Raw genomic sequence first — 25,886 nt, forward strand, 5'->3', positions numbered from 1 at the left:
CGAAGTCGGGGACCATCGGCGAGCGCGTCGTCGGTGCAGCATACCTATTCGTATGACAAGGGATGCTATCTGCAGCGGAGACCGCTTTCAAGAGGTTGCTGCAGTTGTGGATAGTTCTTAATTCTCTCTCCACAATGGGATTTATATTTCCCGATGCCGACCAAATTGCTGGTTTTGATGGGAAAGGCTACTTTCCATCACCTTCAGGAGGGCTCATGGTCCGCTATGAATTGCTTCTGGTTTCCCGAAAATTCCAGCATCCGAGACAATTCGAACTTGTCATGTCCGGGCGAATCTCGGGCGAGCAGCTCGCCGCGCTCCTGCAGCGGAACTTCCCGGACCATCGATGGTTTGCGGGAGCAACGCGGATAGAAGAATTGGAGACTCTGTCTGCTGCCGATCGCCTCGTGCTCCATGAACTGCCCCAGCCCGCTCTCGTCTCAGGCACCGCTGCTTCGCGCCTCAAGCTGCTAGTGCTTCGCGGCCCCGACGCTGGTGCCTGGATTCCGCTCACGAAGGGAGAGCATGTCATCGGCCGAACTGCCCCGCTCTGGTTGGAAGATCCGCTGGTTTCCAGGAATCATGCGAAGGTCATCGTGACAGCACAGGGCTTGCACCTGCACGCGTGTGCCGAGCAAGAAATTGCCATGCCAGATGGAAGCCACCGCCAGTCCGTCGAGCTGGAGCAGGGGTCACGCTTCCGGCTAGGCAACACCGAATTCGCCGTAGGCGATCCATTAGCTGCCGACTCCGGTCATCTGGTCTCCTCCGAACAGTTGGAAATCCAGGCACCTTCAAAGCCCGAACTGTCCCGATTGATTGCATTGGCCTTAGCCGCATTTGTTCCGATCATTTCCGGCGTCTTGCTTGCCGTGGTTACCGGTTCAATGCTCTTCCTGGTCTTGAGCGGCGTTTCTGCCCTGATGGGGCTGGTACCTGCGGGTCAGCTGGTGGTGGAACGGCGTCGGTGGAAAAGCGAAATGCAAGAGCAGCGGGCGTTCGCGATCGCCGCAAGAACGAGATACTCCCCGGACCTTGGCGAAGCGTTCGTAGCTGGACTGGATGCTTCGTCTTTGGGCCTGTCCTGTAATCGGATACCACCCTTGGTTTGGGGCGAGGGCCTGTGGTCTCCCCAAGAATTCTCTCGTCCTTCTTCCACGGGCGTGCGCAAGATATTTCGAGGCCTCAGAAAGACGAAGACGGATGCGCCCTGGTTTGGTCCGGTGTTCTTCCCAAGCACCCCGGGCGTCTGGCAATTGAAGACTGTGCAAGGGCAAAGTGCGGGATCGATTCTCGCCGCAGTTCTTGCGCGTTACCTCCCGGCTATACATGCCGGCCAGCTACGGCTGGTGATCGATCCCAGTATTCGCTGTCTTCCTGCGTCATTGCTCTTGATGAACAACGTCTGCATGTCCCATCTGTCCGATTCCGATGAATCGAGCTTCCTCAGGAAAGAGGAAGCCGGTCTGGCCACGCTGTACGTCACTGCCCAATCACCGCAGCCCATATCCGGCACACTGGTGCTGGGCATTTCGCCGGTACTGTCCGAGTCTGTGGAGAATTGGATTGTTCCAAGCCCCGTCTGTGCGCATTTGCCCGACGAACGGCTAGTTCTTCAGAGCCTGGGCACGCTGAGCCTCGCTCGGTTCGACAAGATGGTGCAGCAATATGTGCAGCTGCCTAAGAAAGCAGCAACAGAGAATCCAGACTCAAGGCCATCTGGCTCCCGGTGCCTACGCGCGCTTCTGGGTCTGGATGACCAGCAAGAGGACGTGTTCCTCGACCTTCACGAGGACGGTCCGCACGTACTGGTATGCGGCACGACCGGCTCGGGCAAGTCAGAAGCGCTCCGGCGCATCATCGCAGATTTTTCCTGCAACTATTCGCCGGCTCAGCTCGCTCTCGTGCTCATTGATTTCAAGGGTGGAGCTGGGCTCGGTGTTTATGCAGGCTTGCCCCACGTCCAGCTCTTCGCAAGCGACCTTGATGAAGCCGCGGCTCAGCGTACGTTAGAGCAATTGGAGCATGAAGTGCATCGGCGCGAAGAGCTTTTGGCGGATCACGGTTGCAGCGACATTGCCGAATATCAAGATCTCGCTGAACCAGGCCCAGTCCTGCCTCGCTTGGTAGTCGTCATTGACGAATTCCGCGTCTTCATCGAAACCCTGCCTCAAGCCAGCGCCAGAATTGATCGCTTGGCTGCGGTAGGCCGGGCTCTCGGTATCCACCTGATTCTCAGTACGCAACGACCGGCTGGCGCCTTGACCGGGCAAACCAAGGCGAACTTGAACACGACAATCGCCTTGAGGGTCAACGACCCAGGCGAATCGATCGAACTGGTTGGCTCCGTCCAAGCATCCAAATTCCTCTTCCCTGGCCAGGCGATCATCAAGAGTGCTTCCAAGCCAACTCGGTGCCTGCAATTCCATCTGGCCATCGAGCCACCTCTGCACGGCGAATTATTCGAGCGGAATCGCCAAGATCTCACCTTGCTTCCCCTGTGCCAATTCGAGAAGAGCGTTGCATCAGCAACCGGAGATCCATTGCGCGACCGTGCCTCCGAGCTTTCTTCACGATGGTCAGGTACGGAGCTGCCGGCATCCGGTTTTGCCCCGGCGTTGCCATTGCCATCAGAACCATGGCCTTCGCCGCCGTCTTGGGAGGGGAAGGAGCGCGGGGCTATCTGCTGCGGTATTGCAGATAACCTGCATCTGGCCCGGCTCGAGCCGCTGGTCCTCGACCCTGCCCGTTCACGATCAACGTTGATCTGCGGCCTGCCTGAAGCCGGTGCACGCGCGCTATTTGCTTCCCTTGCCGATTCGACAAGAAAAATATTGTGCTTCGGTCCATCACCAGTTCCTGATGCCGCCAAGAACCTCAAAGTTGTCACCGGTGAAGATCCCTACGACTTCTTCGAAGCTGTCGACTTCGTGGAATCCATGCCGAAGGATCCGGCATTGATCATTCTTGTACATTCACTCACCCAGTTGCAGTCCAACATCCACCCCCAGCATTTTCAACGCTTGGATGAAGCACTCGGTACGCTATTGCGCTTCGGCGGGCCTGAATCGCCAATGGTTCTTTGTTCCGTCGACCGGGACCAGAATGCCTTAAAGTCCACTGGTCTTTGCACCGAGCAATGGTTTTTCCCATTCAACGCCACCGAGTCGTTGAAGATGATCTGGCCCAAGATTCCGGCTTGTTCTCCGCTGCCTGGCCGCGGAGTCAAACTAAGTTCCGGGCAACCGCCGCAAGTCTTCCAACTCACCCACGCACATTCGGCTGGCGTCGCCGATAGCGCCTGGCCGGTCCGGCCAACGGCCAGAGAGATCTTTGCAGGATCTGCGCTGCGCCCGGAAACTTTTCTGGGATTCTCGCCCTTTGATGGTGAAGCCGTGCCTCGACCAGCAGGGCAACTAGCCATTGTGCTCTGTCCCGATACGCTACAGCGCGGGCAGTTGAGCGATGTGCTCGCTGGGCGCTGGAACGCCATGCATATTTGCGGCTTGTCGGACTTGGATCGGTTCGTCCGGGCTCTCGATGACGCCTCATCCGGGGACCGGCAGGAATTGCTCTGCGTGTACTTGGAAACCACTAGTGATTCGCGCCTGCCGCCGATCATTGAGGCACTGAAGTCCAGTGGGATCGGTGTCGTGCTATTCGTTCCACCGTCCAACAGGATCGCCTACGACTTGGGAATGAGCGTCAATGGGCTAGATGATCGCCAGGTGATTGTTGTCGAAGCCCATCATCCGCAGGATCTTCAACCGATGAACTGGCCGCCGATCCACCCGGAGATTGACCAAGGGTTCAAGGATTATTGGGCCGCCATCATCTCTAAACGAGGCAACCCTCGTGTGATTCACATTCCGTACGAATTATCTGGCGGGCTTTCAGCGATTCGGCCGGTCTCCGAGGAATGCGGTCGTCTTCGGGGCGAAGAGCATCACCACAGTAGTTCCCGCGATCACAATGGACAGGACCGCCGCGGCCGTCACCATCGGGATGTCGGAGCTCAGGAACGAAACGGAGAGGATGAGCTGGAATAGTTGCCAAACGATAATCGGAGCACGAGTGAACGCTTTTCCCTTGAAGAAGTTAATGGCAACCGAGCCGTGCCAAACAGCAAGCAGCAAGCAAAGAGCCAGCATGAATAGCTGCCCGCCCATGTTGACTGTTCCATTGGCATCCAGGTTCAGCATGTAGCTGATGGCGTACGCCAGGGTGGCCAGTGCTTCAATCAGGACCAGCGCGGCAACCACGAAAACACTGGTTGGGCGGGACGAGGTTGTATTTTCGTTGCTCACATCAACAATTTTCGTTGACCTTCTACGGGAACTCAAACCGCAACAATTGACTTTCGCTGTTGTTCGCGCCACACCACCGATAACTAGCGGATCCAGGTGCCAAATGCCATGTGAGAAAGCCCTCAGGCATTCAGCAACTTTTCACTTCCGTGACTCTTGTTTACTTCCGCGTTACATGAAAACCTTATGTGGTTGGTTAAACGAAGTGCCCGAATGGACTTCACCGACCTTTCGAAACGCCAGAAGTTAACCACTAGGCAACCAGGAATTCATTTCACTCCTAGGTCGTTGTTGCCTGTGTGTTGATTGCCGTTGGCGTTTCAGACCCTCTCAGATTTCAAGGAGCATCAATAAGCATGGATTGGCGTAGCCGCGCGGCGTGTCTGGAAAAGGACCCGGAACTGTTTTTCCCAGTGGGAAACACCGGTCCGGCCCTGTTGCAGATCGAAGAGGCCAAGAGCGTCTGCCGTCGATGTGAAGTAACCGAAACCTGCCTGCAGTGGGCCATTGAGTCCGGCCAGGACGCAGGGGTATGGGGCGGCATGAGCGAAGATGAGCGCCGTGCCTTGAAGCGTCGCGCAGCACGAGCTCGCCGCGCTTCCTAATTGAGCTGCGCTCGAGGTAATTCTCGCAACCCGAGACGCTATACGAAATCCGCCAGCGGTCAACACCACTGGCGGATTTCGAGTTTAAACGGCAAATTGTCAGCTCACCTAGGTACATTAAAAGTAGTATTCATGTTCGAAAGGATCCGTTAGTGACTCTGGCCCGCTTCGCGCGCACCGTTCAGGCAGGTGCGTCCGCAAAATGAGCCCGGCCCCGACCGACCCGAACCTGGGCAAGACGCTGGATGGCCGCTACCGGCTCGACCATCTGCTCGCTCTGGGTGGCATGTCACGGATCTACCGCAGCATGGACAAGCGGTTGCACCGAGCCGTTGTCGTGAAGATCTTGAATGACAACTTCGCCAGCGAGTCCACGGTTCGTGAACGATTCGAATCTGAAGCTGTCATCGCCGCGAATATCACCCATCCGAATGTGGTCTCCATCCGAGATCACAACGTGAGCGACAATCTGGTGTACCTCGTGATGGAATATGTTCGCGGGCGCAATCTCGAACAGGTCATAGAGGAACGCGGGCGTTTTACACCGCGCCAGGCCCTCAGCGTCCTTGAGCAGATTTGCCGCGGCCTCAGCGCCGCGCACAGCGAGGGCATCATCCACCGGGACATGAAACCGGCCAACGTGCTGCTCTCCGATACCGGTGAAGTCAAAGTCACCGACTTCGGCTTGGCCCGTGCCGCGAGCGCCCATACCCAGTCGGCGACGCTCGTGGCAACGCTGTCCCATGTTTCTCCTGAACTGGTTTCAGGCGCGCCAGCCGATTCGCGCAGCGACATCTATGCCCTGGGCATCATGATCTATCAGATGCTGACTGGGCAATTGCCGTACACCGAAACCAATGCAGCCGCATTGATGAAACATCATCTGGACTCCCCCATGCCCCCGCCCTCGGACCTCGTTCCCGATTTGGCCGAAGATCTCGATGAACTTGTTCGATGGTGCACCGAGAAGGATCCGGAAAAGCGTCCGCAGGATGCCTCATTGCTGCTGGAGGAGATCATCCAGATCCGCTCCACGCTCAGCGATGCGCAATTGGATGTCGGTGCCGAGGACCTCGGCGGGATCGAAGATCTCGCGCCGCAAGCATTCGCCCAGATGCCTACGACGCTGCAGCAGCGCCTAGATGCGATGCAACGCGAGCGCGAGGAAGAACGTGAACAGCTGTGGCTGGAGCGGAACGCTGCACAGCAAGAGGCCGGCTACGAACTAGATGATGCTCCAGCCGATCCTGATCGTACGACGGTCATTGCCGCCGCCGATGCCACCGAGGTCCTGGACCTTCGCGACGCCCAAGCCACCTTGGCCCCGCCTCGTGCGGCTGATCCCGGCTCGGATCCTGGAATTGCCGCGACGTCGGTGTACTCCCGTGGCGATGAGTTGGAATCAACCGAAGAACATGGCGAAGCCGATGAAGCTCCGCTGTCGGTCCGTGGCCAGAAGCGTGCGCAGAAGCAAGCCGCAAGGAAGTGGCGCAAGGAAGCCCAGGTGCCCACCCACAGTTTGCGCCAGCCGCGCACCGGAACGCAGAGGTTCGTCATCACGCTGATGTGGATCCTCGTCGTCGCTCTGGTGGCCGGCGCAGGATGGTTCTTCGGCCGCGGCCCCGGAACAATTATCCGCATCCCGTCATTGACCGGAATGCTCCAGTCCCAGGCAGTCGCGCAGATGGACGGCCAAGGCGTTCCCGTTCGCATAGGCACCGCCTACGACGATGAGATTGCCATCGGCCGGGTGGTGGATTCGCAACCTGGAACCGGCGAAAACATCATGAAGTTCCAGGGAATCGACCTGATCGTTTCACAAGGGCCGCAGCTTTTTGCGGTACCGGATGTTGCCGGGAAAACCCTTGAGCAGGCCACCACGGCCCTGGCCGAGGTCGGCTTCGAGGACATTAAGACCACCGAAGCCTACTCGGAATCGGTCAAGGAGGGCGAAGTCATCAGTTCCACCCCGGCCGCCGGCGAGAAATTGCCGAGGAAGAACATCATCACCCTTGCCATTTCAAAGGGACATGCTCCGGTCAGCGTTCCCTCGGTCATCGGCCTTGGCAAGGAGGCGGCCAAGGAGAAGCTTGAGGCGGTTGGCCTGGAGCTTGAGGCAGGTGAAGCCGTCCATTCCTCGACGGTCGAAAACGACCTCATCGCACTCCAGGATCCAGCTCAGGGCACCGTCCCATATGGCAGCACCGTGACGGTAAATCTTTCGCAAGGACCGGAGTACGTCCAGATCCCGTCCGTGATTGGCATGGGCGTGGAAGAAGCCGTCACGACGCTGGAATCCGCCGGTTTTACCGTCAAGACCCATGATGTCTTTGGCGGTTTCGGCCAAACCGTGCGCATGCAATCTCCGCTGCACCAGCAAGCCGTGCGCGGCAGCGAGATCAGCATCTACGCTTTCTAGGGCCGTTGGCGCTTCCAGTTCACAAAAAATAATCCGGTTCCCGCTTGGGGAACCGGATTACTTTTCTAGCTGCTAGCGATTGCGGCTGCGGCTCTGCAGTGCCGAGGAGACCAGGAAGGCCATTTCCAGGGACTGGCGGTGGTTCAGCCGCGGGTCGCACAGCGACTCATACAGCGAATCGAAGTCTTCCTCGCGGATCGGATCCGCGCCGCCGAGGCACTCAGCAACATCGTCGCCGGTCATCTCCACATGCAGACCGCCCGGGAAGGTGCCCAGCGAGTCGTGCACCTCGAAGAAGCCGCGGACTTCGTCCATGACGTCTTCGAAGTTGCGGGTCTTGTAGCCGTTCTGGCTGGTGACCGTGTTGCCGTGCATTGGGTCGGTAACCCACAGCACCTGTGCTCCTGATGCAGTGACTTTCTCCACCAGGTTCGGCAGCTTCTCGCGGATGTTCTTCGCACCCATGCGGGTGATGAAGGTCAGTCGGCCCGGCTCGCGGTTCGGATCGAGCTTGTCGATCAGCGCCAAGACATCTTCTGGATCCGTGGTTGGGCCCAGCTTCACGCCGATTGGGTTGCGCACGCGCGAGAGGAAATCAACGTGGGCGTGGTCCAGCTGGCGGGTGCGTTCGCCGATCCACAGGAAGTGGCCCGAGGTCGCGTACGGCAGGCCGGTGCGGGAGTCGGTACGGGTCAGCGCACGCTCGTAGTCCAGCAGCAAGGCTTCATGGGAAGCGAAGAACTCGGTGCGCTTGAGCGCCTCGAAGTCTGCTCCGCAGGCATCCATGAAGCGGATGGCCGAGTCGATTTCCCCGGCCAGCTGCTCGTAGGCGGAGTGCGCCGGATTGGCCATGAAGCCGCTGTTCCAAGAGTGAACGCTGCGCAGGTCGGCGAATCCGCCCTGGGTGAAGGCGCGGATCAGGTTCAACGTCGCAGATGAGGTGTTGTAGGCCTGCACCATGCGCTTTGGATCGTGGGCACGGGACTCCGGCGTGAAATCGAAGCCGTTGACGATGTCGCCGCGGAATGCCGGCAAAGTTACACCATCTCGGGTTTCGTCATTCGAGGAGCGCGGCTTGGCGAACTGGCCAGCCATGCGCCCCATCTTGATGACCGGCATCGAGGCGCCATAGGTCAGCACGACGGCCATCTGCAAGATGGTGCGCACACGCGAGGAAATCTTGTCTGCGGTCGCGTCGGCAAAGGTTTCGGCGCAGTCGCCTCCCTGCAGCAAGAAGGCCTTGCCTTGGGCCGCCGCGGCCAGGCGTTCGCGCAGTACGTCGACTTCGCCGGCAAATACCAGTGGCGGACGCGAACCCAATTCCTTGATGGAGGACTGATAGTCCTTGTGCTCACGCCAGGTCGGCTGCTGGGCAATTGGCAGTTCACGCCACAAATCTAGTTGCGGATCGGTGGCGGGGCCGGCTACAGAGGAGCCGGGCAATGGGGTTCGGTTTTCTTCGCTCACCTTGCCCATTCTACGTGGCGTGGGCTCAAAGCACCGCGACGAATGTAACAACGAGCCGTAACACTGCCGCTGGTGCGCTGCTACTTCTTCGCTTTGCGCGGTGCGTAGATATCAACGTAGCTCTGTCCTGAGAGGACATTGATCGCCTTGCGGATTTCGTCGGCGCAGGCACGGAGCGTTTCGGGGTTCGATGGCTGGCCGCCCAGGTGCTCGAAGGTCAGCGGCTTGCCGATCTTGATGCCGACCTTTCCCGGATGAGGCAGGCTCTGGCCGATGGGCTGCACCTTGTCGGTACCGATCATCGCAATCGGTATCACCGGTGCGCCGGTCTCCAAGGCGAGCTTGGCGACACCGAGCTTGGCCCGGTACAACCGGCCATCCGGAGAACGCGTCCCTTCGGGATAGATGCCCAGCACCTGTCCCTGCTCCAGCGCCTTCTTGGCGCTGGCCAGCGAGGCCGCCGATTTCTGCCCGCCCGACCGGTCCATGGGCAGCTGGTTGATGTTGCGGAAGAACCACGCGGTGATCCTGCCTTTGATGCCGGTGCCATTGAAGTACTCGTCCTTGGCCAGGAAGATGACGGTGCGGTCCAACGCAGCGGGGAGGAACACCGAGTCGCACACCGACAAGTGATTCGAAGCCAGGATTGCCGCGCCGGTTTCCGGCACATTGCCGATGCCCTGGATCTTGACGCGGAAGAAAATTCGGATAATTGGCCGGACAGCGAAACGCTTGAGGAAGTCGTACAGCACGGCGGGAAAAGTCCTTCTTCTAGTTGACCAGCTACGCGGGAAGAGAAACCGCGACCTTGCTGGTCGAAGCGCACTCCGCACCATTCAATTGTGCACTACGCTCGGAGGTGTAGGCAGAATTCGGGAGGGTACCATGATGAAAATTGATGAAGGCAATACTCCGCTCAATGAGCCCGTGCGCTCCAACGCAGTGCTCTTGATCCATGGTTTTACCGGCTCCCCCGTCGCCATGCGGCCTTGGGCGGATTCCCTGGAGCTGGCCGGGTTCGACACTGACGTCCCGCTTTTGCCAGGCCACGGCACACAGTGGCAGGACATGGTCGGCCGAGGGTACGACCAGTGGATCGGTGCCACCGAAGAAGCATTCGACGAGCTCGCCAGGACCCACCAGCAGGTATTCGTCGCCGGACTTTCCATGGGTGGCGCGCTGGCCCTGCATCTGGCGACCCGGCGCAACGTGGCTGGTGTGTCGCTGGTCAACCCGGGACTGGTCGTGGACTCCCGCTTGGCGCCCTATACCCGTTGGCTCAAGCATGCCGTGCGCACTGTCGCCCCGATCAGCAATGACATTGCCAAGCGCGGCGTCGATGAAGGGGCCTACCCGCGCACCCCGGTAGCGGCAGTAGCCGAACTCCACGCGCTCTTTGCCCAGACCCGCCGCCGCCTGGAATTGGTCAGCGCCCCGGTGCAGCTCTTCCGGTCCACCGTTGACAACGTGGTTTCGGAGCAATCGGTGCGCGAACTGGTCGGGGGCTTGAACCCGGGCACCTTGGCCGAGCACCATATGCTCCTGCACTCCAAGCATGTGGCCACGCTGGATTACGATGCCGAGCAGATCTTCCATGAATCGGCCCGCTTCTTCGCGCAGCTGGCCGCCAAGGAGCAGAAGCGCAAGGAGGAACGCGCATGAATCCAGATGATGCCCATCCTTCGAACCAGCAAGACCCGCAATGGGATGAGCTGGTCGAGAATTTCCGCCAGCTCGATGCCGCGGCACCACGCGAACCCAGCGCCGAAGAGCGCAAGGCGCAGCTGGAGAAGCTGTTCAACACCGGACCTGCCGCGGTTCGCGGTCCACGCGACTACGAAGTCGACGACACCGGCGAGGAGTTCGTTCCAGAAGCACCCGCCGCACTGGGTTCGGGCGATCCGATGCTGAATCTCGCCTGGGCTGGCGCGGCTGGCGGCCCGCTGGGGTTGCTGCTGTGCGTGCTGTTTTTCCGCTCGGCTCCGGCGTTCATTTATTTCGGTTTGGGAATCATCGCCCTGCTCGGAGTCGCATACTTACTGAAACGTCTTCCCACTGAACGCGATCCGGGAGATGATGGGGCGCAAGTCTAGAAAACGGCTTTGAGCACGAACCACCGTAGGTTACTCTATAGTAATAAACATGTGATGCGGATTACCCGCAATTGCTAATGGGGTCACACGAAGTTTCAGGAGTTGAAGACCAGATGCGCGAATACAGCTCGCCAATTCGCATTCATTCGCCAGAGCAGTCGAACATTACCGATCTGCTGCTGCGCCACGCGAATTCAGCGGCGAACCCGGCCTTGTTCTCCAAGCCGGGAGCCGACGGAACATGGAATGATGTCACTGCCTCGCAGTTCGCTGCCGATGCCCGGGCCATCGCGAAGGGCTTCATCGCCAACGGCATCGAGGCCGGCGACAGGATCGCCCTGATGGCCAAGACCCGATACGAGTGGACACTGGTCGACTTCGCCATCTGGTTCGCCGGTTGCATCACCGTTCCCATCTACGAAACCTCCTCCCCCAGCCAGGTTGCCTGGATCGTTTCGGATTCCGGCGCCAAGGCCGTGGTTGTCGAGGCCGCCGCCCAAGAAGCGGTCGTGCGCCGCGCCGCCCATCAGGAGCAGCTCGATTCCCTGGATCATGTCTGGCAGTTCGACGGCGGGCTGGACCAGCTCTCCGAAGATGGCAAGAACGTCGATGACCAGCTGCTCGAAACCCGCCGGGCAGGCGCATCCCTGGAAGATGTCGCCACAATCATCTACACCTCTGGCACAACCGGCCGCCCCAAGGGCTGCGAGCTGACCCACGGCAACTTCGTGGAACTGGCCGAGAATGCGGTGGCTGCCTTGCCCGGTGCCGTCTACCCGGGCGCATCGACCATCATGTTCCTGCCGCTGGCCCACGTATTCGCCCGTTTCATCTCTGTGGTCAACGTGGCCGCCGGCTGCCGCACCGGGCATACCCCGGACGTCAAGCACCTGCTCGAGGACCTGCAGTCCTTCAAGCCGAATTTCATCCTCGCCGTGCCGCGCGTCTTCGAGAAGGTCTACAACTCGGCCATGCTCAAGGCCGAGGACGGCGGCAAGGGCAAGATCTTCCACGCCGGCGTCAGCGTCGCGGTGGCGTATTCCAAGGCCACGCAGCAGGGCAAGGTTCCGTTGGCGCTGAATCTGAAGCATAAGCTCTTCGACGCCCTGCTCTACAAGAAGCTGCGCACCGCCATGGGCGGCAACATCCGCCATGCCGTCTCCGGAGGCGGCCCGCTGGGCGAACGCCTGGGCCATTTCTTCAACGGGATGGGCGTGACCATTCTGGAAGGCTACGGACTGACCGAAACCACCGCGCCGATTTCGGTCAATACGCTTGACCGCATCAAGATCGGCACCGTCGGCAAGCCGCTGCCGGGCAACGCCGTGCGCATTGCCGCTGACGGCGAGATCCTCGCCAAGGGCATCTGCGTGATGCGCGGCTACCGCAACCGCCCGGAACTCCAGGACGAGACCTTCACCGACGGCTGGTTCCGTACCGGGGATATCGGCGAGCTCGATGCCGATGGATTCTTGAAGATCACCGGCCGCAAGAAGGAAATCATCGTGACCGCTGGCGGCAAGAACGTGGTTCCTGCCCTGCTCGAGGACCAGATCCGCGCCGACGCGCTGGTATCCCAATGCGTCGTCATCGGCGAGGGCCGGTCGTTCATTGCGGCCCTGGTGACCCTGGACCAGGAAGCCCTGCCGGGCTGGCTGGCCCGCCACCAGATGGACAAGGACCTGTCGCTGGAGGAGTTGTCGACCCATCCGAAGGTGCTCGAAACCGTGCAGGCGGTAATCGACAAGGCCAATGCCTCGGTCTCCAAGGCAGAGGCAATCAAGTCCTTCCGCATCGTGCCCGCTGACTTCACCGAGGAAACCGGCCATCTGACTCCCTCGATGAAGATCAAGCGTGCGGTAGTGCTCAAGGACTACGAAGCAGTGATCGATCAGATCTACTCGGCTCCCAAGCCCACTGCATAATCCAGCACAGCATGAGCCAGCTCCCACGATTCGCGAGCTGAAGCGGCCCAAGGCAACTTGAGGCCGCTTTGCTGTGTCCGGGCATAGTAGCTGCGCGGCAGGACCACGCGGCTGAACGCCGGGGCAGGGTGGTTCTGGTGCTCGTGGCCGAGCACCGCGTAGATCAGGTTCGCGGCAAGCTCCTTGCGGCCATTGGCCAGCAGCCATTCCACCAGTTCCATCAACCGGTCTTCGGATTCGGCGCTGGTATCCCCCACCGCCACCAGCACGTTCACACCGGTGAATTTGCCTTCCCTCACCGATTGCACGCGCTGCGGCCCGGCCGTGGCTACCGTGGCCTGGCACTCCAGCTCGCCGAATTGCTCGGCCAAGTGCTCGGCAATTTCGCAAAATGGCAGATGCGTGTCAAGGGTGAAGACCAGTACCGAGATGGGCAGGATCCTGGATCCCAGCTCGGCAACTTGTTGCTTCAGCTCCTCGGGCGCAGCCCCGGGCTTCGTCTTGTGTGCGCGCATCCCTGCTCCTTCAGCTAGTTGGTTCGCACGATCATTTGCGGCAGAGCGCAGGGGCCCGCAACCGTGGTCGCGAGCCCCTGCGCTCCGGGTACGGCGGGTGCTACTTCGGTTCGATGACCAGCAGCAGATCACCGCCCTGCACCTGGCTGGTGCCGTTCAGGGTTACCTGGCTGACCACGCCGCCGGTGTTGGCGGTGATGCCTGCCTCCATCTTCATGGCTTCGATGGTGGCTACCGACTGGCCGGCCTCGACCAAGTCGCCGACCTTGACGTTGACCGTCACGGCTCCGGCGAATGGTGCGGCGACATGGCCCTTGTCGTTAGGGTCGGCCTTCGGCGCGGACTTCACGGTGGATTCCACCGATTCATCGCGGACCCTGACCTGGCGGGACTGGCCGTTGAGGTTGACCACGACGGTGCGCAGGCCCTTCTCGTCAGCTTCCGACACCGATACCAGCCGGACGAGCAGTCGGACGCCGGTGCCCAGCGAGATGACATGCTCGATGCCTGGAACCAGGCCGTAGAGGTAGTCGCGGGTGTGCAGCACGGACAAATCGCCGTAGTTCTCCACCGACTTCTCGAAGTCGCGAGTTGGGCCTGCGAAGAGCAGCCGGTTCAGGGTGCCGCGGATCGTCTCCGAATCCGACTTCAGCGCCGCCGCGTCTTCCGCCGAGAGGTCCTCGATACGGGCCTTGACGTTGCGTCCCTGCAGCGCCTTCGTGCGGAATGGCTCTGGCCATCCGCCTGGAGGGTTGCCCAGCTCGCCAGAGAGGAACTGGATGACCGAATCCGGGATGTCGTAGTTCTGCGGGTTCGCTTCGAAGTCCGCGGCGGGCACGCCAGAGCCGACCAGCTGCAGGGCCAGGTCGCCGACGACCTTGGATGACGGGGTAACCTTCACCACGTTGCCGAGCATGTCGTTGACCGAAGCGTACATCGACTCGATGGCTTCGAAACGCTCGCCCAGGCCCAGCGCGATGGCCTGCTGGCGCAGGTTCGAAAGCTGGCCGCCAGGAATCTCATGCTGGTAGACACGGCCGGTCGGCGCCGGCAGTCCGGATTCGAATGGCCTGTACATCGCGCGCACTGCTTCCCAGTACGGTTCCAGCGACGCCACGGCATCCAGCGACAGGCCCGGATCGCGTTCGGTGAATTCCAGCGCCGCAACCAGTGCGGACGCCGAAGGCTGCGAGGTGGTGCCCGCCATGGCCGCGCTGGCCACGTCCACGGCGTCGACGCCGGCATCGATGGCAGCCATCAGGGTTGCCAGCTGGCCGCCGGAGGTGTCGTGGGTGTGCAGGTGCACCGGCAGGTCGAAGCGTTCGCGCAGCGCGGTCACCAGCTTGGTGGCAGCGGCCGGGCGCAGCAGGCCTGCCATGTCCTTGATCGCGATGATGTGCGCACCGGCATCGACGATCTGCTGGGCCAGGTCCAGGTAGTAGTCCAGGGTGTACAGCTTCTCGTTGGCATCCAGCAAGTTGCCGGTGTAGCACAGGGCCACTTCGGCGACCGCGGTGCCGGTTTCGCGCACTGCCTTGATGGCCGGGGCCATCTGCGACACATCGTTCAGCGCGTCGAAGATGCGGAAGATGTCGATGCCGGCGGAGGCTGCTTCCTTCACGAACGCGTCGGTTACCTCGGTCGGGTATGGGGTGTAGCCCACGGTGTTGCGTCCGCGCAGCAGCATCTGCAGCGGGATGTTCGGCAGCTCGGCGCGCAGCAGCTCCAGGCGCTTCCATGGATCCTCGCCCAGGAATCGCAGGGACACATCGTAAGTGGCACCGCCCCAGACCTCCATGGAGAACAGCTGCGGCACGTTGTGCGCGTAGGCCGGAGCGGCGGCGAGCAGGTCGCGGGTACGCACGCGGGTGGCCAGCAGCGACTGGTGCGCGTCGCGGAAGGTGGTATCGGTGATGCCCACCGCCTTCGAGTCGCGCAGCGCCTTGGCAAAGCCCTCGGGGCCCAGCTCCAGCAGCTTCTGGCGCCAGCCATCAACCGGTGCGGCAGACTTCGATGGGCCGTCGAATGGCGAACGCTCCGGCTCGTCGGACTTGTCGCCCGGGAACGCGGGAAGCTTCTTGCGCGGGTCGATGCCCTCGACACGGCTGCCATTGGGCTGGTTCACCGTGACATGGGCCAGGTAGTTCAGCGCCTTGGTGCCGCGGTCCTGGGACTCGTTGCCGGTAAGCAGATCCGGACGGGAATCGATGAAGTTGGTAGCGACATCACCGGCCAGGAACTGCGGGTCGCTGAGCACATTCTGGATGAACGGGATGTTGGTGGCCACGCCGCGCACGCGGAACTCGGCCAGCGCACGGCGGGCGCGGGCCACAGCGGTAGCGTAGTCGCGGCCGCGGCAGGTGAGCTTGACCAGCATCGAGTCGAAGTGCGGCGAGACCTCCGCACCGGTGTAGATCGTGCCGCCATCCAGGCGTACGCCCGAGCCGCCGGCCGAACGGTACACCGTAATGGTTCCGACATCCGGACGGAAGCCGTTGGCCGGATCTTCGGTGGTGATGCGGGACTGCAGTGCCCAGCCACGCACCTGGACTGCATCCTGGCTGATGCCCAGGTCCTTCAGCGATTCGCCGGAGGCGATGCGCATCTGCGCCTGGACCAGATCGATGTCGGTGACTTCTTCGGTCACCGTGTGCTCCACCTGGATGCGCGGGTTCATTTCGATGAAGACGTGCTGACCGGCGCGCTCGCCCACGGTATCGACGAGGAATTCGACGGTACCGGCGTTCTGGTAGCCCAGGGTTTGGGCAAACTTCACGGCGTCGCGGAACAACGCCTGGCGGATCGACTCGTCCAGGTTCGGTGCCGGAGCGATCTCGACAACCTTCTGGTGGCGGCGCTGCAGCGAGCAGTCGCGCTCATGCAGGTGGACGATGTTGCCTTGCTCGTCGGCGAGGATCTGCACCTCGATGTGGCGCGGACGCAGCACTGCCTGCTCCAGGAAGACGGTTGGATCGCCGAAGGCGGTGCCGGCTTCGCGCATGGCCGCCCCCATCAGTTCCGGCAGGTCTTCGCGCTTGTCGACGCGGCGCATGCCGCGCCCGCCGCCGCCGGCTACTGCCTTGACGAAGATCGGGAAGCCGATGCGATCGGCCTCGGCGATCAGGTAGTCGACGTCATCGCTTGGCTCGGAGGATTCCAGTACCGGAATGCCTGCTTCGCGGGCCGCTTTCAGTGCCGCAACTTTGTTGCCGGCCAGTTCAAGCACGTCCGCCTTTGGACCGATGAACTTGATGCCTTCTGCTTCGGCAGCGCGGGCGAGATCGGGGTTCTCCGAGAGGAATCCGTAGCCCGGGTAAATTGCGTCCGCGCCGGCTTCTTTGGCAACGCGGATAATCTCGTCTATATCCAGGTAGGCTCGGACTGGATGGCCCTCTTCGCCGATCTGGTAGGCCTCTGCGGCCTTCTGGCGGTGGATCGAATTGCGATCTTCATGTGGGTAGACAGCAACGGTCTTTGCGCCCAGCTCATAGCCGGCACGGAAGGCACGAATTGCAATCTCACCGCGGTTGGCGACCAAGATCTTTTCAAACATAGTGTCCCTACATCGAATCATTACACGCTGGCACAACGGCACCCTCGGGACTGTTTCCGTCGGGTGCTTGCCCGCCACACCAGCGTGTCGGGTCTCGAAAAGCGGCAAGCATTTGCCACTTCTGTGAAATACCCTACACGGGGAATCTCCAGAACGTCCAAACATTTCATCTTGTGGTCAGACCACATGAAATAATTGGAGCTGTGAAGTTTTAATCACTAACTTGTGCCTAATGGCAAAAACTCACGTTGCAAAGTCGGAGAAACGCCGGTCGGCACACTATGATGATGAGAGACTAAAAATTCGGTGGGACGTTTAAACTAACGAACAGTGAAAGGCGTGGTCTGGTCCGTGCACGTAGTGAGCATCAGCAGCCTCAAGGGTGGCGTAGGAAAAACCTCCGTGACACTCGGATTGGCTTCAGCAGCACTTGCCGCCGGCATTCCGACTCTCGTCATTGACCTGGATCCCCATGCGGATGCCAGCACTGGCCTCGGAGTCCGGGCTAACGGAAAGCAGCCAATTGGGCAGATGCTCAAGAACGCTCGCCGTGCCCGCCTGCAGGATCAGGTTGTCGCCAGCGCCTGGCAGTCAAAGGCAGCAGAGAAGAAGTCCCGCACCCGCATTCCAGTGCTCGACGTTGCTGTTGGCGACGCCTTCACCGGAATCTACGATCGCCCTGATCTGCGCACCCGCGACCTGCGCCGCCTCTCCCAGCTCCTGAGCCGCACCAGCGGTTACCAGCTGGTGCTCATCGACTGCCCGCCATCGCTCAACGGCCTGACCCGCATGGCATGGAGCGCATCGGATCAGCTCCTGCTGGTCGCAGAACCCAGCCTGTTCTCCGTCGCCGGCACCGAGCGCACCCAGCGCGCATTGGAACTGTTCCGCCGCGAGTTCGCTCCCTCCTTGGGACCGGTACACGTCGTCGCCAACCGGGTCCGCAAGGATTCTGCAGAGCATACCTTCCGCTTGGGCGAAATGCGCCAGATGTTCGGCGATTCCATGGTCAAGCCCGAAATTCCCGAGCACCCGGAGTGGCAGCAGATCCAGGGCGCCGCGTATTCGGTGCACCAGTGGCCTTCGAAAGCCACCGCCCCGATGCTGGCCCAGTTTGACGCCTTGCTCAAGGAAGTCATGTCTGCCGCAGGCCCGAACAACACCTAGGATCTCCGGACGATATCTGGAGAAATTGGAACTTAAACTACTGGCCGGATCTTCCTTCGTGGAAGATCCGGCCAGTAGTTTAAGTATTGGTTTCCAGTCCCGAGCTTAGCCGACGTTGCGAGCGGCCTTGGCGGCACGACGGGCAGCCAGCTCGTCTTCAGGCAGGGTCTGCTGCGCAGAGCTCTCAGATGGCAGCTGGGCCAGCGATCCTTCGACCTCGCGCCAGACGCGGCCCACGGCGATGCCGAACACGCCTTGGCCCTTCTGGACGAGGTCGATGACCTCATCGGCGCTCGTGCATTCGTAGACCGAAGCGCCATCGCTCATCAGGGTGATCTGGGCAAGATCCTCGACACCGCGTTCACGCAGATGCAAAACAGCCGAACGGATCTGCTGCAGTGATACTCCGGTGTCCAGCAACCGCTTGACGACCTTGAGCACGAGGATGTCCCGGAAGGAGTAGAGCCGGTGGCTGCCAGAGCCCTTGGCTCCGCGCACTGCTGGCTCCACCAAGCCGGTACGTGCCCAGTAGTCGAGCTGGCGGTAGGTGATGCCTGCCGCCTTGCACACAATCGGACCACGGTAGCCTGCATGCTCGTCCAGCTCAGGCAGGTCATCGGTGAAGAGCAACCCTTGGGTACTGGATTGCTTGGTGCCACCATCGACCCCATAGTGAGGTCCAGTCTGGCGAGACTCCATCCAATTGCTCCTTGCGTGTCAGCACGTTCCTAAACGAGTATCCAGGGACCGAATAAGAACCGCGCAGATGCGAGTGATGACCATCAAAATACAGCTCTATTTAAATGTCCCTATGCAAAGACGGTACGGCGATAATGCCTAATGGTCAAAGACCTTCAAGCTTAACTTTAAGGCGTGTCGCGCGAGCTTCGGGAATTACCCAATTCAAGGCCTGTATTCCGCTGAAACCAAACGTCCGATTTCTATGAGGAGAAATCCTCTGGATCAATGTTGTCCAAGAATTCCCGGAATTCCCGCATTTGCTCTTCGGGCGCTTCTTCGCCGTCTGACTCGTTTTCGATCGCCACTCCTGCTTCCTCCAGGACATCCTCGGCGCACATGATGGGGCACTGCGCGCGCACGGCCAGCGCCACCGCATCAGAGGAACGCGAATCCACGCGTTTTCCGTTGGAGAGGACGAGTTCGGCGACGAATACGGCGTTGTGCACCGAGACGATTTCGATCCGTTCAAGTTTCACGCCCATGCTTTCAATGACGCTGATCAACAGGTCGTGAGTCATCGGACGCGGCGGTGTGAGCCCTTGCTCGGACATGGCAATGGCCGAAGCCTCGGGCGCGCCAATCCACAGCGGCAGGTAGAGATTCCGCTCTGGATACTTGAGCAGCAGCAGCGGCTGATTCGCCGGCAGTTGAATACGGATCCCGGCAAACTCCAGTTCCAGCATGCTAGCCCCTTAGAGTTGTGGTTTCCTGTTGGAATTCAGCCTAGCGATCTAGTTGGGAAATAGCACGTTGCACTAGGGCTTCGTGAATTTCCAGGCACTGGCGGGAGATTTCCTGGGCCTCTTCCGCGGCACGGGCGCGGGCGGAAACTTCCGGCTTTTTCAGTTCGTTGCCGACAATCGATTCGATCAGCGAGAACTCGCGATCGGCCGCTGTGCGGAACTGCCGCAGATGGCGAGGCTCGACGCCATGACCGGCCAGCTGTACCGCCGACTTGGTGACCTTGATGCTGCTGGCGTCGAACAGGCCAGCCAACGGTTCGATCAAGCCATACTTGATCAATTCGCCGATGAGATCCTCACTGGCGCCGGTCAGCCCCTGCAGCTCAGCCATGGAGACCGAACGGGCCTTTCGCTCCACGGCCTCGGCCATGTCGTTGTTGACTGCCTTGGGAGCCACCGGGGCTCCCCCAGGCAATGCCGCCGGTGCTTCACCGCGGTCCACCGAGTCAAGGTGGTCCTTGATGACCTTCAAAGGCAGGTACTGGTCGCGTTGCACGGACAGGATGAAACGCAAGCGGCTCACGTCCGACGCGGAGTACTTCCGGTATCCGGCTGAGGTGCGTTGCGGGATGATCAAACCCTTGTCTTCCAGGAAACGGATCTTGGAAGCGGTGACGCGCGGGAATTCATCCTTGAGTTCCGAGAGCACTTCGCCGATATTCAGCGCGGCCTGCCGGACGGTCTCGTGGCGTGGTGCCTCGAGTCGTGGGCTGCGGGCTGCGTCAAAGATCGGCAAAGGGTCTACACCTCGGATGTATGGATATGTCGGCGTGCTAGACGCCGGCGGACAAAACCTCGAACTCTACCAGTTTAAAGGTTGGGAACGCTTTGGTAGAAATTCAGGCGGAATTTGCCAATCTGAACTTGCACGCCGGTGCTCAATGGGATTTCGTCGATGCGGTCCCCGTTGATGTAGGTGCCGTTGAGCGATCCGATGTCGCTGAGGGTGAAGCGCTCGCCAGTACGGGAGAACTTGGCGTGACGACGCGAAACGGTTACGTCATCCAGGAAGATATCGGCGTTCGGATGCCGGCCTGCGATGCTCTCGTCGGTGTCCAGCAGGAAACGTGCGCCCTTATTCGGTCCTGAATGGGCGATAAGCAGCGCAGAACCAGCTGGAAGGGCGTTAACTGCGTTTTTCTCATCTTCACTCAGGGTGTAGATGACCGAAGGTTCAGCACCCTTGTGCGCCCCAGGAAGAGCGATATTGGTCGTCTCAGAGGCAGACTCGTTGTGCGGGTCAACCGGCCGATGTTCCGACATTGTGGGGTCCTCCAGAAAATTCTGCTTACAGTTCGTGCGTGACGACCTTGTGTTCTACGTTGGCACAGTCAGTATTACCAAACTATTTACAGATTAGCCTACTCACTGCCCAAGTGATAACAGAAAGTACATATTTTCCGATGCGCAGGATGGCCAGTGTGGCATGATGCCATTAGAGAAGAAGATGCACTGGGATCGCCAACACTTCGATCTTTTCGTACAGATGAAATCGATGCAAGGCCATATCAGGAACTTTCAGGTGAATCATGACGAAAATACTGCTCAAGCGGGCATACGCAACGCCCAGCGCCGAGGACGGGTACAGGATTCTGGTTGACAGGCTCTGGCCCCGCGGGCAAAGCAAGGCGGTACTCCAGCTCGATCACTGGGCCAAGGGCATTGCGCCGAGCACCGAGCTGCGCAAGGGCTGGGATCATGACCCCGCCCGCTTTGATGAATTCGCGCAGCACTACCGTACCGAACTGAACCAGAATCCCGCAGTCGACGATTTCCTGGAATTACTCTCCCAGCATCCAGTGGTCACCTTCGTCTACGGAGCGAAGGATGAGCAGGCTAATCACGCGGTGGTGTTGCGTGACTATCTGCTGGATCAGCTGTCTGCTCCGTAGGAGGCACGAAGCACACGCCGTCGGCGCACACCATGTCCGAAGCGACAACCTGCTGAAGATCGAAGCTGAAATCCCCGCCCACCGTGGCACCTTTCGTCGAATAGCCCTGTCCTAGTGGTACAACCGCGCCAGCCCAGCAAATATTCCGGACTTGAAGCTGCGACCGACTCCAGCAAGATGCCGATGGCACCGCGAGATATTCGCGGTGCCATCGGCATCTTGGATGCCGTCAGTCAGCGCACTGCTTAGCGCTGATCGAGCAGGATCGGTTCGAAGAAGCCGGCCAGCTCTTCGGTAGCGTCCAGCGGCAGGATGCTGGCTACGTACATGTCCGGACGGACAATCACGATCGCGCCATCGCGGGAGATCTGGCGCTCCTCGAAGATATCTGAGCCTTCCAGCGTGGTGTAGACCTTCTCGTAATCCATGAGCCCGAAGTCCCCGATGTTCGGACGGAACACCTTGGGCGCGTCGTTGACGTTCATCGTGGTGTAGTCCTGCTGGTAGACGACCTTGATGTCGAACAGCGCGTCGGTGTCGGCGCCCTTCGGGGTGAAGCGCACCAGCGGCGACCGCTCGTCCTCCAGCAGCCAGCTCGACAGGTCGGCAATCTTCTGCGACTGCCCGATTGGCAGCTGGTCTGCGAAGACGTAGATGCGGTAGCGGCCATCAGCCCGGTGGTGGTGGCCCAGGTGCTTCGGATTGGCATCGGCCAGGCGCATGACCTGCGAGGAGCGGAAGCGCTTGCCCATAGGGAAGCCGGCAGCCAGTTCCTGGTAGTCCTTGCCGGCGGTCAGCGACGACTGCGGGTACTCGGTCATGAAGCCCGCAGGGAATTCGGCTGTGCGCACGTAGAACTCGGCAACTCCTTCCTGGCCTTCAAGCTCCTCGGGCGAGGCAGCCATGATGGAGGACCACTTCTTGTCGAAGTCGATCAGGTCCTTGGCGATCACCTTGCGTTCCTCCGAGTAGGTGCGCAGCAGGCTTTCCGGAGCCCGGCCGGAGAGCACGTAGCCGATCTTCCAGGCCAGGTTGAAGCCGTCCTGCATGGACACGTTCATGCCCTGGCCTGCCTTGGCCGAGTGCGTGTGGCAGGCATCGCCGGTGATGAACACGCGCGGTTCGCGGGGGCCGATTTGCTCGACCGCTACATCGTCGAAGCGGTCGGCCAGGCGGTGGCCGACTTCGTACACGCTGTGCCATGCAACGTCCTTGACCTCCAGGGTGTAGGGATTCAGGATCGCCTTGGCGCGCTCGATGATTTCTTGCAGCGGGGTCTCGCGGACCTTGCCGTTGTCATCCTCCGGAACTTCGCCGAGGTCGACGTAGAGGCGGAAGAGCTGCCCGCCCTCGCGCGGGATCAGCAGAATCGAGCCGGCCTTGGAATGGATGGCGCATTTGGTGCGCACGTCCGGGAAGTTGGTCAGCGCCAGGGTATCCATGACACCCCAGGCGTGGTTGGCCTTATCTCCCGAGAGCTTCGCGCCAATTGAGCTGCGGACATTGCTACGGGCCCCGTCGGATCCGACCACATACTTGGCCCGCACTACGCGCTCGATGCCCTCGTTGCCATCCGTGCAACCGATCAGGGTGACCTTGACCGGGTATTCCTCGTCGTCCTCGACGACCAGTTCCTTGAAATCCCAGCCGTAGTCCGGGACGGTGCGGGCTGGCGAGTTCGCGGCGAATTCAGCGAAGTAGTCGATGACTCGAGCCTGGTTGACGACGAGGTGCGGGAATTCGCTGACACCCGTTGGGTCATCGGGGGTGCGGTCGGTGCGGATGATCCGCTCCGGGTTTGCCGGGTCGGGATTCCAGAAGGTGGTTTCCTTGATGATATAGGCCTCGGCGGTGATGCGCTCGGCAAAACCGAATGCCTGGAAGGTCTCGACGGTGCGCGACTGGATTCCGTCGGCCTGGCCGATTTCCAGCCGGCCCGGGCGCCGGTCGATGATGCGGGTGTGCACATCAGGGAATTGGGCCAGCTGGGCGGCGGTGATGATCCCGGCAGGACCGGCGCCGACGATCAGCACATCCATTTCATCCGGCAGCTCGGCGGGACGATTTACGCCCGCACCAGCAGCTGGCTGCACTCGTGGATCTGCCGAAATGTATCCGTTGTGGTGAAACTGCACCGTTTCATCTCCCAATTCCCTCTGATGACCTCAGTCAATGCGCTACTTGTTCGATATTAGAACTCCATGATCTTTTATCGCACATTAATCATATACGATCTGTGAGCTCACACACAAGCGGACGTAGGCGGCACCCCACGCGCTCGGGTCGCTTGATGCCCTTTGCCGCAGAGGCTCCCACTGCGCGCCAGCAGACTCCAGTATTTGTTGTTCATGGAGGTTCGAACTGCACTTGAGCGCTCGGTGCACTGCCGGCCTTTGCGCAGACCACCCGGGAGCCGGGACTGTGCAGCTGGCAGCAAGCAGCGGATGAATTGGATTACAGCTGAGCCGTGCCCACCCCGCGGCACGTTCGTCGGCGGTTCGGGCAGCGAACCGGAGAATCGAAACGGCGGCTTGAGTGGCAGATGCTGGCTGGCAGAGGGCTACTTAACCAGCTCGACGCGTCCGGCTGAGACTGAGAGGCGATGCACTACCGCGTGCTCGCGCATTTTCTGCTGCCATCGCCGGTCATGGCTCACCGTGATCACGGTGCCCGGGTAATCCACCAGTGCGGCTTCCAGCTGCTCGACCAGAGCCGGGGAAAGATGGTTTGTCGGCTCGTCGAGAAGCAGCACCTGCGCCTTGGTGCTGACCGCAACGGCCAGTTCCAAGCGGCGGCGCTGGCCCACCGACAGCGCCATGGGATGCCGCAGGAAATCCTGCGGCGCAAACAAGCCAAGCTTGGCCAAGGACGCACCAGCATCCTGGACGTACTGGCTGGTGGCCGAGGCGAAAGCTTCGATCAGGCTGTCGCCGGGAAGGATCCCGATGTCCTGGCGCAGCCAAGCGCAGTGCAGGTGAGCAGCGCGCTCGATCCGCCCCGCGGTGCATTCCAGTTCGCCGGCAAGCATCTTCAGCAACGTAGATTTGCCAGCGCCGTTGGAGCCGGTGACCAGCCAACGCTCACCGAGCTTGATTTCGAAGCTGCCGGTGGACAGTTTCGGCGCGATGTTGCGCTGCGCGTTCATCACCTTCAGCAGGGTTTCACCGCTGTGCTGGCCTTCGCCGCCGCTAGGCATGGCGAATGCCAATTCGGCGGCAGGCTCAGGGGCACGGTGGGTTTCGAGTTCCTCGATACGCGACTTGGCTTGGCGAATCTTCGAAGTCGAGCCGTGGCTGGAATCGCGGGCACGAAAATTGCCGTGCCCGAAACCTGCCTTCTCCCGCTTGCGCGGGATGGCGGCAACGCGCGAAGCGTACTTGTCGACCAGATTCTGCGAACGCTCATACTCCTGGACCCACTTCCCATAGGCCACGCGGATTGCGGTTCTCTCCTGCTCCTTGGCATGCAGGTAACCGTCATAGCCGTTGCCGTAGTGCGCGAGCTGGCCATCGCTGACCTCGATGATGGACCGGGCGAAGCGCTTGAGGAACATCCGGTCGTGGCTGATCAGCACCAGGGCGCCGCGGTGCTTGTCGATGGTCCGCTCCAGCCAGTTCATGGCTGTCTCGTCAAGGTCGTTCGTCGGTTCATCCAGAAGAAGCAATTGCGCACCGGAGCACAGCACGCAGGCCAGGGCGAGTCGCGAGGATTGCCCGCCGGATAGCTGCGCAACGGGTCGTTGCCGGTCCATCTGCCCCAGCCCCAGCTGCTCCAGCGCGCTGTCCAGGCGTGGCGCCAGCGAATAGCCGTCGGCGGCTTCGTACAGATCGGTAACTTTCTGCAGCTGCTGCAGGAGCCGTTGGGCCTGATCCTCCGGGGCATCGTCGAGCCTATTGGATATGACGCGCATCAAGGTTTCCAGTTCGCGGAAGCGCTGGTGGTAGGAGTCGATAACCTGCTGCACGCTCATCGCTTGCGCGAAGCGCGGGTTCTGCGCGGCATAGGCAACGGCGCCGGGCGCGTTCATCGTGCGCTGCCCGCGGTCGGGTGCCAGATTTCCGGCGATGACACGCATCAGCGTAGATTTGCCCGAACCATTATCACCAAGCACGGCGATGCGATCGGTAGCGGAAATGGACAGTTCGATGCCGGCGAGGACATCTCGTTCGCCGAAGCTGACCGCGATGTCCTGCAACAAGCAGACGTAATCCGGTTCGGTGTCTTGTTCGCGCCGATCGGAGGGGCGCACATTCCGGGAGTGGGTCATGGGTCATTCCTGCCTCGCACCGGTTCCGCCCGCCGGAGCAGGCTTCGGTGCTGGTGGTTGGAGGCACTCGCAGGTGCCGAGGACTTGGCGGCAGCGAAGCAGAGCTCAACGCTGGCTGGCGCCTAGAGGAAATGGATCCCAAGAATTATCGTGCCCATCGTCCAAGGCTAATGCTCTGGGTTCGGTGCTGGC

The 25,886-nt window shown here is 60.8% G+C and carries 18 protein-coding genes; 8 read left to right on the plus strand and 10 right to left on the minus strand.

Features of this window, described 5'->3' with window-relative positions; genetic code table 11:
- The first annotated feature begins 215 nt into the window (after nt 1-215).
- The 3 genes from BKX98_RS13870 (at nt 216) to BKX98_RS13880 (ending at nt 7,331) form a co-directional block, all read left to right on the plus strand.
- Nucleotides 216-4,049, plus strand: coding sequence for an FHA domain-containing protein (locus BKX98_RS13870; RefSeq protein ID WP_073707671.1), 3,834 nt, complete (start codon nt 216-218; stop codon nt 4,047-4,049).
- A 614-nt stretch (nt 4,050-4,663) separates the two neighbouring features.
- Nucleotides 4,664-4,912 carry a WhiB family transcriptional regulator gene (locus BKX98_RS13875; RefSeq protein WP_013348560.1) on the plus strand — a complete coding sequence of 83 codons (249 nt, stop codon included), beginning with the start codon at nt 4,664-4,666 and terminating at the stop codon, nt 4,910-4,912.
- Nucleotides 4,913-5,114: 202 nt separating this feature from the next.
- Complete coding sequence (locus tag BKX98_RS13880; protein ID WP_073707672.1) at nt 5,115-7,331, plus strand: Stk1 family PASTA domain-containing Ser/Thr kinase; 2,217 nt, start codon at nt 5,115-5,117, stop codon at nt 7,329-7,331.
- A 72-nt stretch (nt 7,332-7,403) separates the two neighbouring features.
- Here the strand turns inward: BKX98_RS13880 and BKX98_RS13885 are convergent, their stop codons facing one another.
- Entirely contained in the window at nt 7,404-8,798 is a 1,395-nt protein-coding gene (locus BKX98_RS13885; protein ID WP_369826794.1) for a class II 3-deoxy-7-phosphoheptulonate synthase, read from the minus strand.
- A gap of 80 nt (nt 8,799-8,878) precedes the next feature.
- Nucleotides 8,879-9,550, minus strand: coding sequence for a 1-acyl-sn-glycerol-3-phosphate acyltransferase (locus BKX98_RS13890; RefSeq protein WP_066137548.1), 672 nt, complete (start codon nt 9,548-9,550; stop codon nt 8,879-8,881).
- Nucleotides 9,551-9,683: 133 nt separating this feature from the next.
- Here BKX98_RS13890 and BKX98_RS13895 point away from each other — a divergent pair, with 133 nt between their 5' ends.
- The 3 genes from BKX98_RS13895 to BKX98_RS13905 all read left to right on the plus strand — a co-directional run bounded on the left by BKX98_RS13895 (nt 9,684) and on the right by BKX98_RS13905 (nt 12,816).
- Entirely contained in the window at nt 9,684-10,460 is a 777-nt protein-coding gene (locus tag BKX98_RS13895) for a carboxylesterase (protein ID WP_158024700.1), read from the plus strand.
- On the plus strand, nt 10,457-10,891 hold the full coding sequence (locus BKX98_RS13900; protein WP_052253602.1) for a hypothetical protein: 435 nt from the start codon (nt 10,457-10,459) through the stop codon (nt 10,889-10,891). The genes BKX98_RS13895 and BKX98_RS13900 overlap by 4 nt, the downstream gene beginning before the upstream one ends.
- Nucleotides 10,892-11,004: 113 nt before the next feature.
- Complete coding sequence (locus tag BKX98_RS13905) at nt 11,005-12,816, plus strand: long-chain fatty acid--CoA ligase (protein WP_073707673.1); 1,812 nt, start codon at nt 11,005-11,007, stop codon at nt 12,814-12,816.
- On the opposite strand, the gene BKX98_RS13910 is transcribed toward BKX98_RS13905, so the two are convergent.
- Both BKX98_RS13910 and BKX98_RS13915 read right to left on the minus strand, forming a co-directional pair.
- Nucleotides 12,789-13,331 carry a hypothetical protein gene (locus tag BKX98_RS13910; RefSeq protein ID WP_038990352.1) on the minus strand — a complete coding sequence of 181 codons (543 nt, stop codon included), beginning with the start codon at nt 13,329-13,331 and terminating at the stop codon, nt 12,789-12,791. The two genes, BKX98_RS13905 and BKX98_RS13910, sit on opposite strands and share 28 nt — an antisense overlap.
- A 100-nt stretch (nt 13,332-13,431) precedes the next feature.
- Entirely contained in the window at nt 13,432-16,884 is a 3,453-nt protein-coding gene (locus BKX98_RS13915) for a pyruvate carboxylase (protein ID WP_073707674.1), read from the minus strand.
- A gap of 351 nt (nt 16,885-17,235) precedes the next feature.
- Between BKX98_RS13915 and BKX98_RS13920 the strand changes: the two genes are divergently transcribed.
- Nucleotides 17,236-18,051, plus strand: coding sequence for a ParA family protein (locus BKX98_RS13920; protein WP_038990475.1), 816 nt, complete (start codon nt 17,236-17,238; stop codon nt 18,049-18,051).
- A gap of 105 nt (nt 18,052-18,156) precedes the next feature.
- On the opposite strand, the gene BKX98_RS13925 is transcribed toward BKX98_RS13920, so the two are convergent.
- The 4 genes from BKX98_RS13925 to BKX98_RS13940 all read right to left on the minus strand — a co-directional run bounded on the left by BKX98_RS13925 (nt 18,157) and on the right by BKX98_RS13940 (nt 20,798).
- On the minus strand, nt 18,157-18,750 hold the full coding sequence (locus tag BKX98_RS13925) for a MerR family transcriptional regulator (RefSeq protein WP_038990350.1): 594 nt from the start codon (nt 18,748-18,750) through the stop codon (nt 18,157-18,159).
- Nucleotides 18,751-18,992: 242 nt separating this feature from the next.
- Nucleotides 18,993-19,475 carry a bifunctional nuclease family protein gene (locus BKX98_RS13930; RefSeq protein WP_038990348.1) on the minus strand — a complete coding sequence of 161 codons (483 nt, stop codon included), beginning with the start codon at nt 19,473-19,475 and terminating at the stop codon, nt 18,993-18,995.
- A 40-nt stretch (nt 19,476-19,515) separates the two neighbouring features.
- Nucleotides 19,516-20,271, minus strand: a complete 756-nt coding sequence (locus BKX98_RS13935; protein ID WP_223308918.1) for a MerR family transcriptional regulator — start codon at nt 20,269-20,271, stop codon at nt 19,516-19,518.
- A gap of 74 nt (nt 20,272-20,345) precedes the next feature.
- On the minus strand, nt 20,346-20,798 hold the full coding sequence (locus BKX98_RS13940; protein ID WP_038990347.1) for an FHA domain-containing protein: 453 nt from the start codon (nt 20,796-20,798) through the stop codon (nt 20,346-20,348).
- Nucleotides 20,799-21,064: 266 nt separating this feature from the next.
- Here BKX98_RS13940 and BKX98_RS13945 point away from each other — a divergent pair, with 266 nt between their 5' ends.
- On the plus strand, nt 21,065-21,427 hold the full coding sequence (locus tag BKX98_RS13945; protein WP_073707675.1) for a DUF488 domain-containing protein: 363 nt from the start codon (nt 21,065-21,067) through the stop codon (nt 21,425-21,427).
- Nucleotides 21,428-21,672: 245 nt separating this feature from the next.
- On the opposite strand, the gene BKX98_RS13950 is transcribed toward BKX98_RS13945, so the two are convergent.
- A complete protein-coding gene (locus BKX98_RS13950) occupies nt 21,673-23,562 on the minus strand; it encodes an FAD-binding monooxygenase (RefSeq protein ID WP_073707676.1) in 1,890 nt (629 codons plus the stop codon).
- Nucleotides 23,563-23,987: 425 nt separating this feature from the next.
- Nucleotides 23,988-25,694, minus strand: a complete 1,707-nt coding sequence (gene abc-f / locus BKX98_RS13955; protein WP_083586915.1) for a ribosomal protection-like ABC-F family protein — start codon at nt 25,692-25,694, stop codon at nt 23,988-23,990.
- Nucleotides 25,695-25,886 lie beyond the last annotated feature (192 nt).

It is taken from the genome of Glutamicibacter sp. 0426 (genome assembly GCF_001906485.1).
Classification (GTDB): Bacteria; Actinomycetota; Actinomycetes; order Actinomycetales; family Micrococcaceae; genus Glutamicibacter; species Glutamicibacter nicotianae.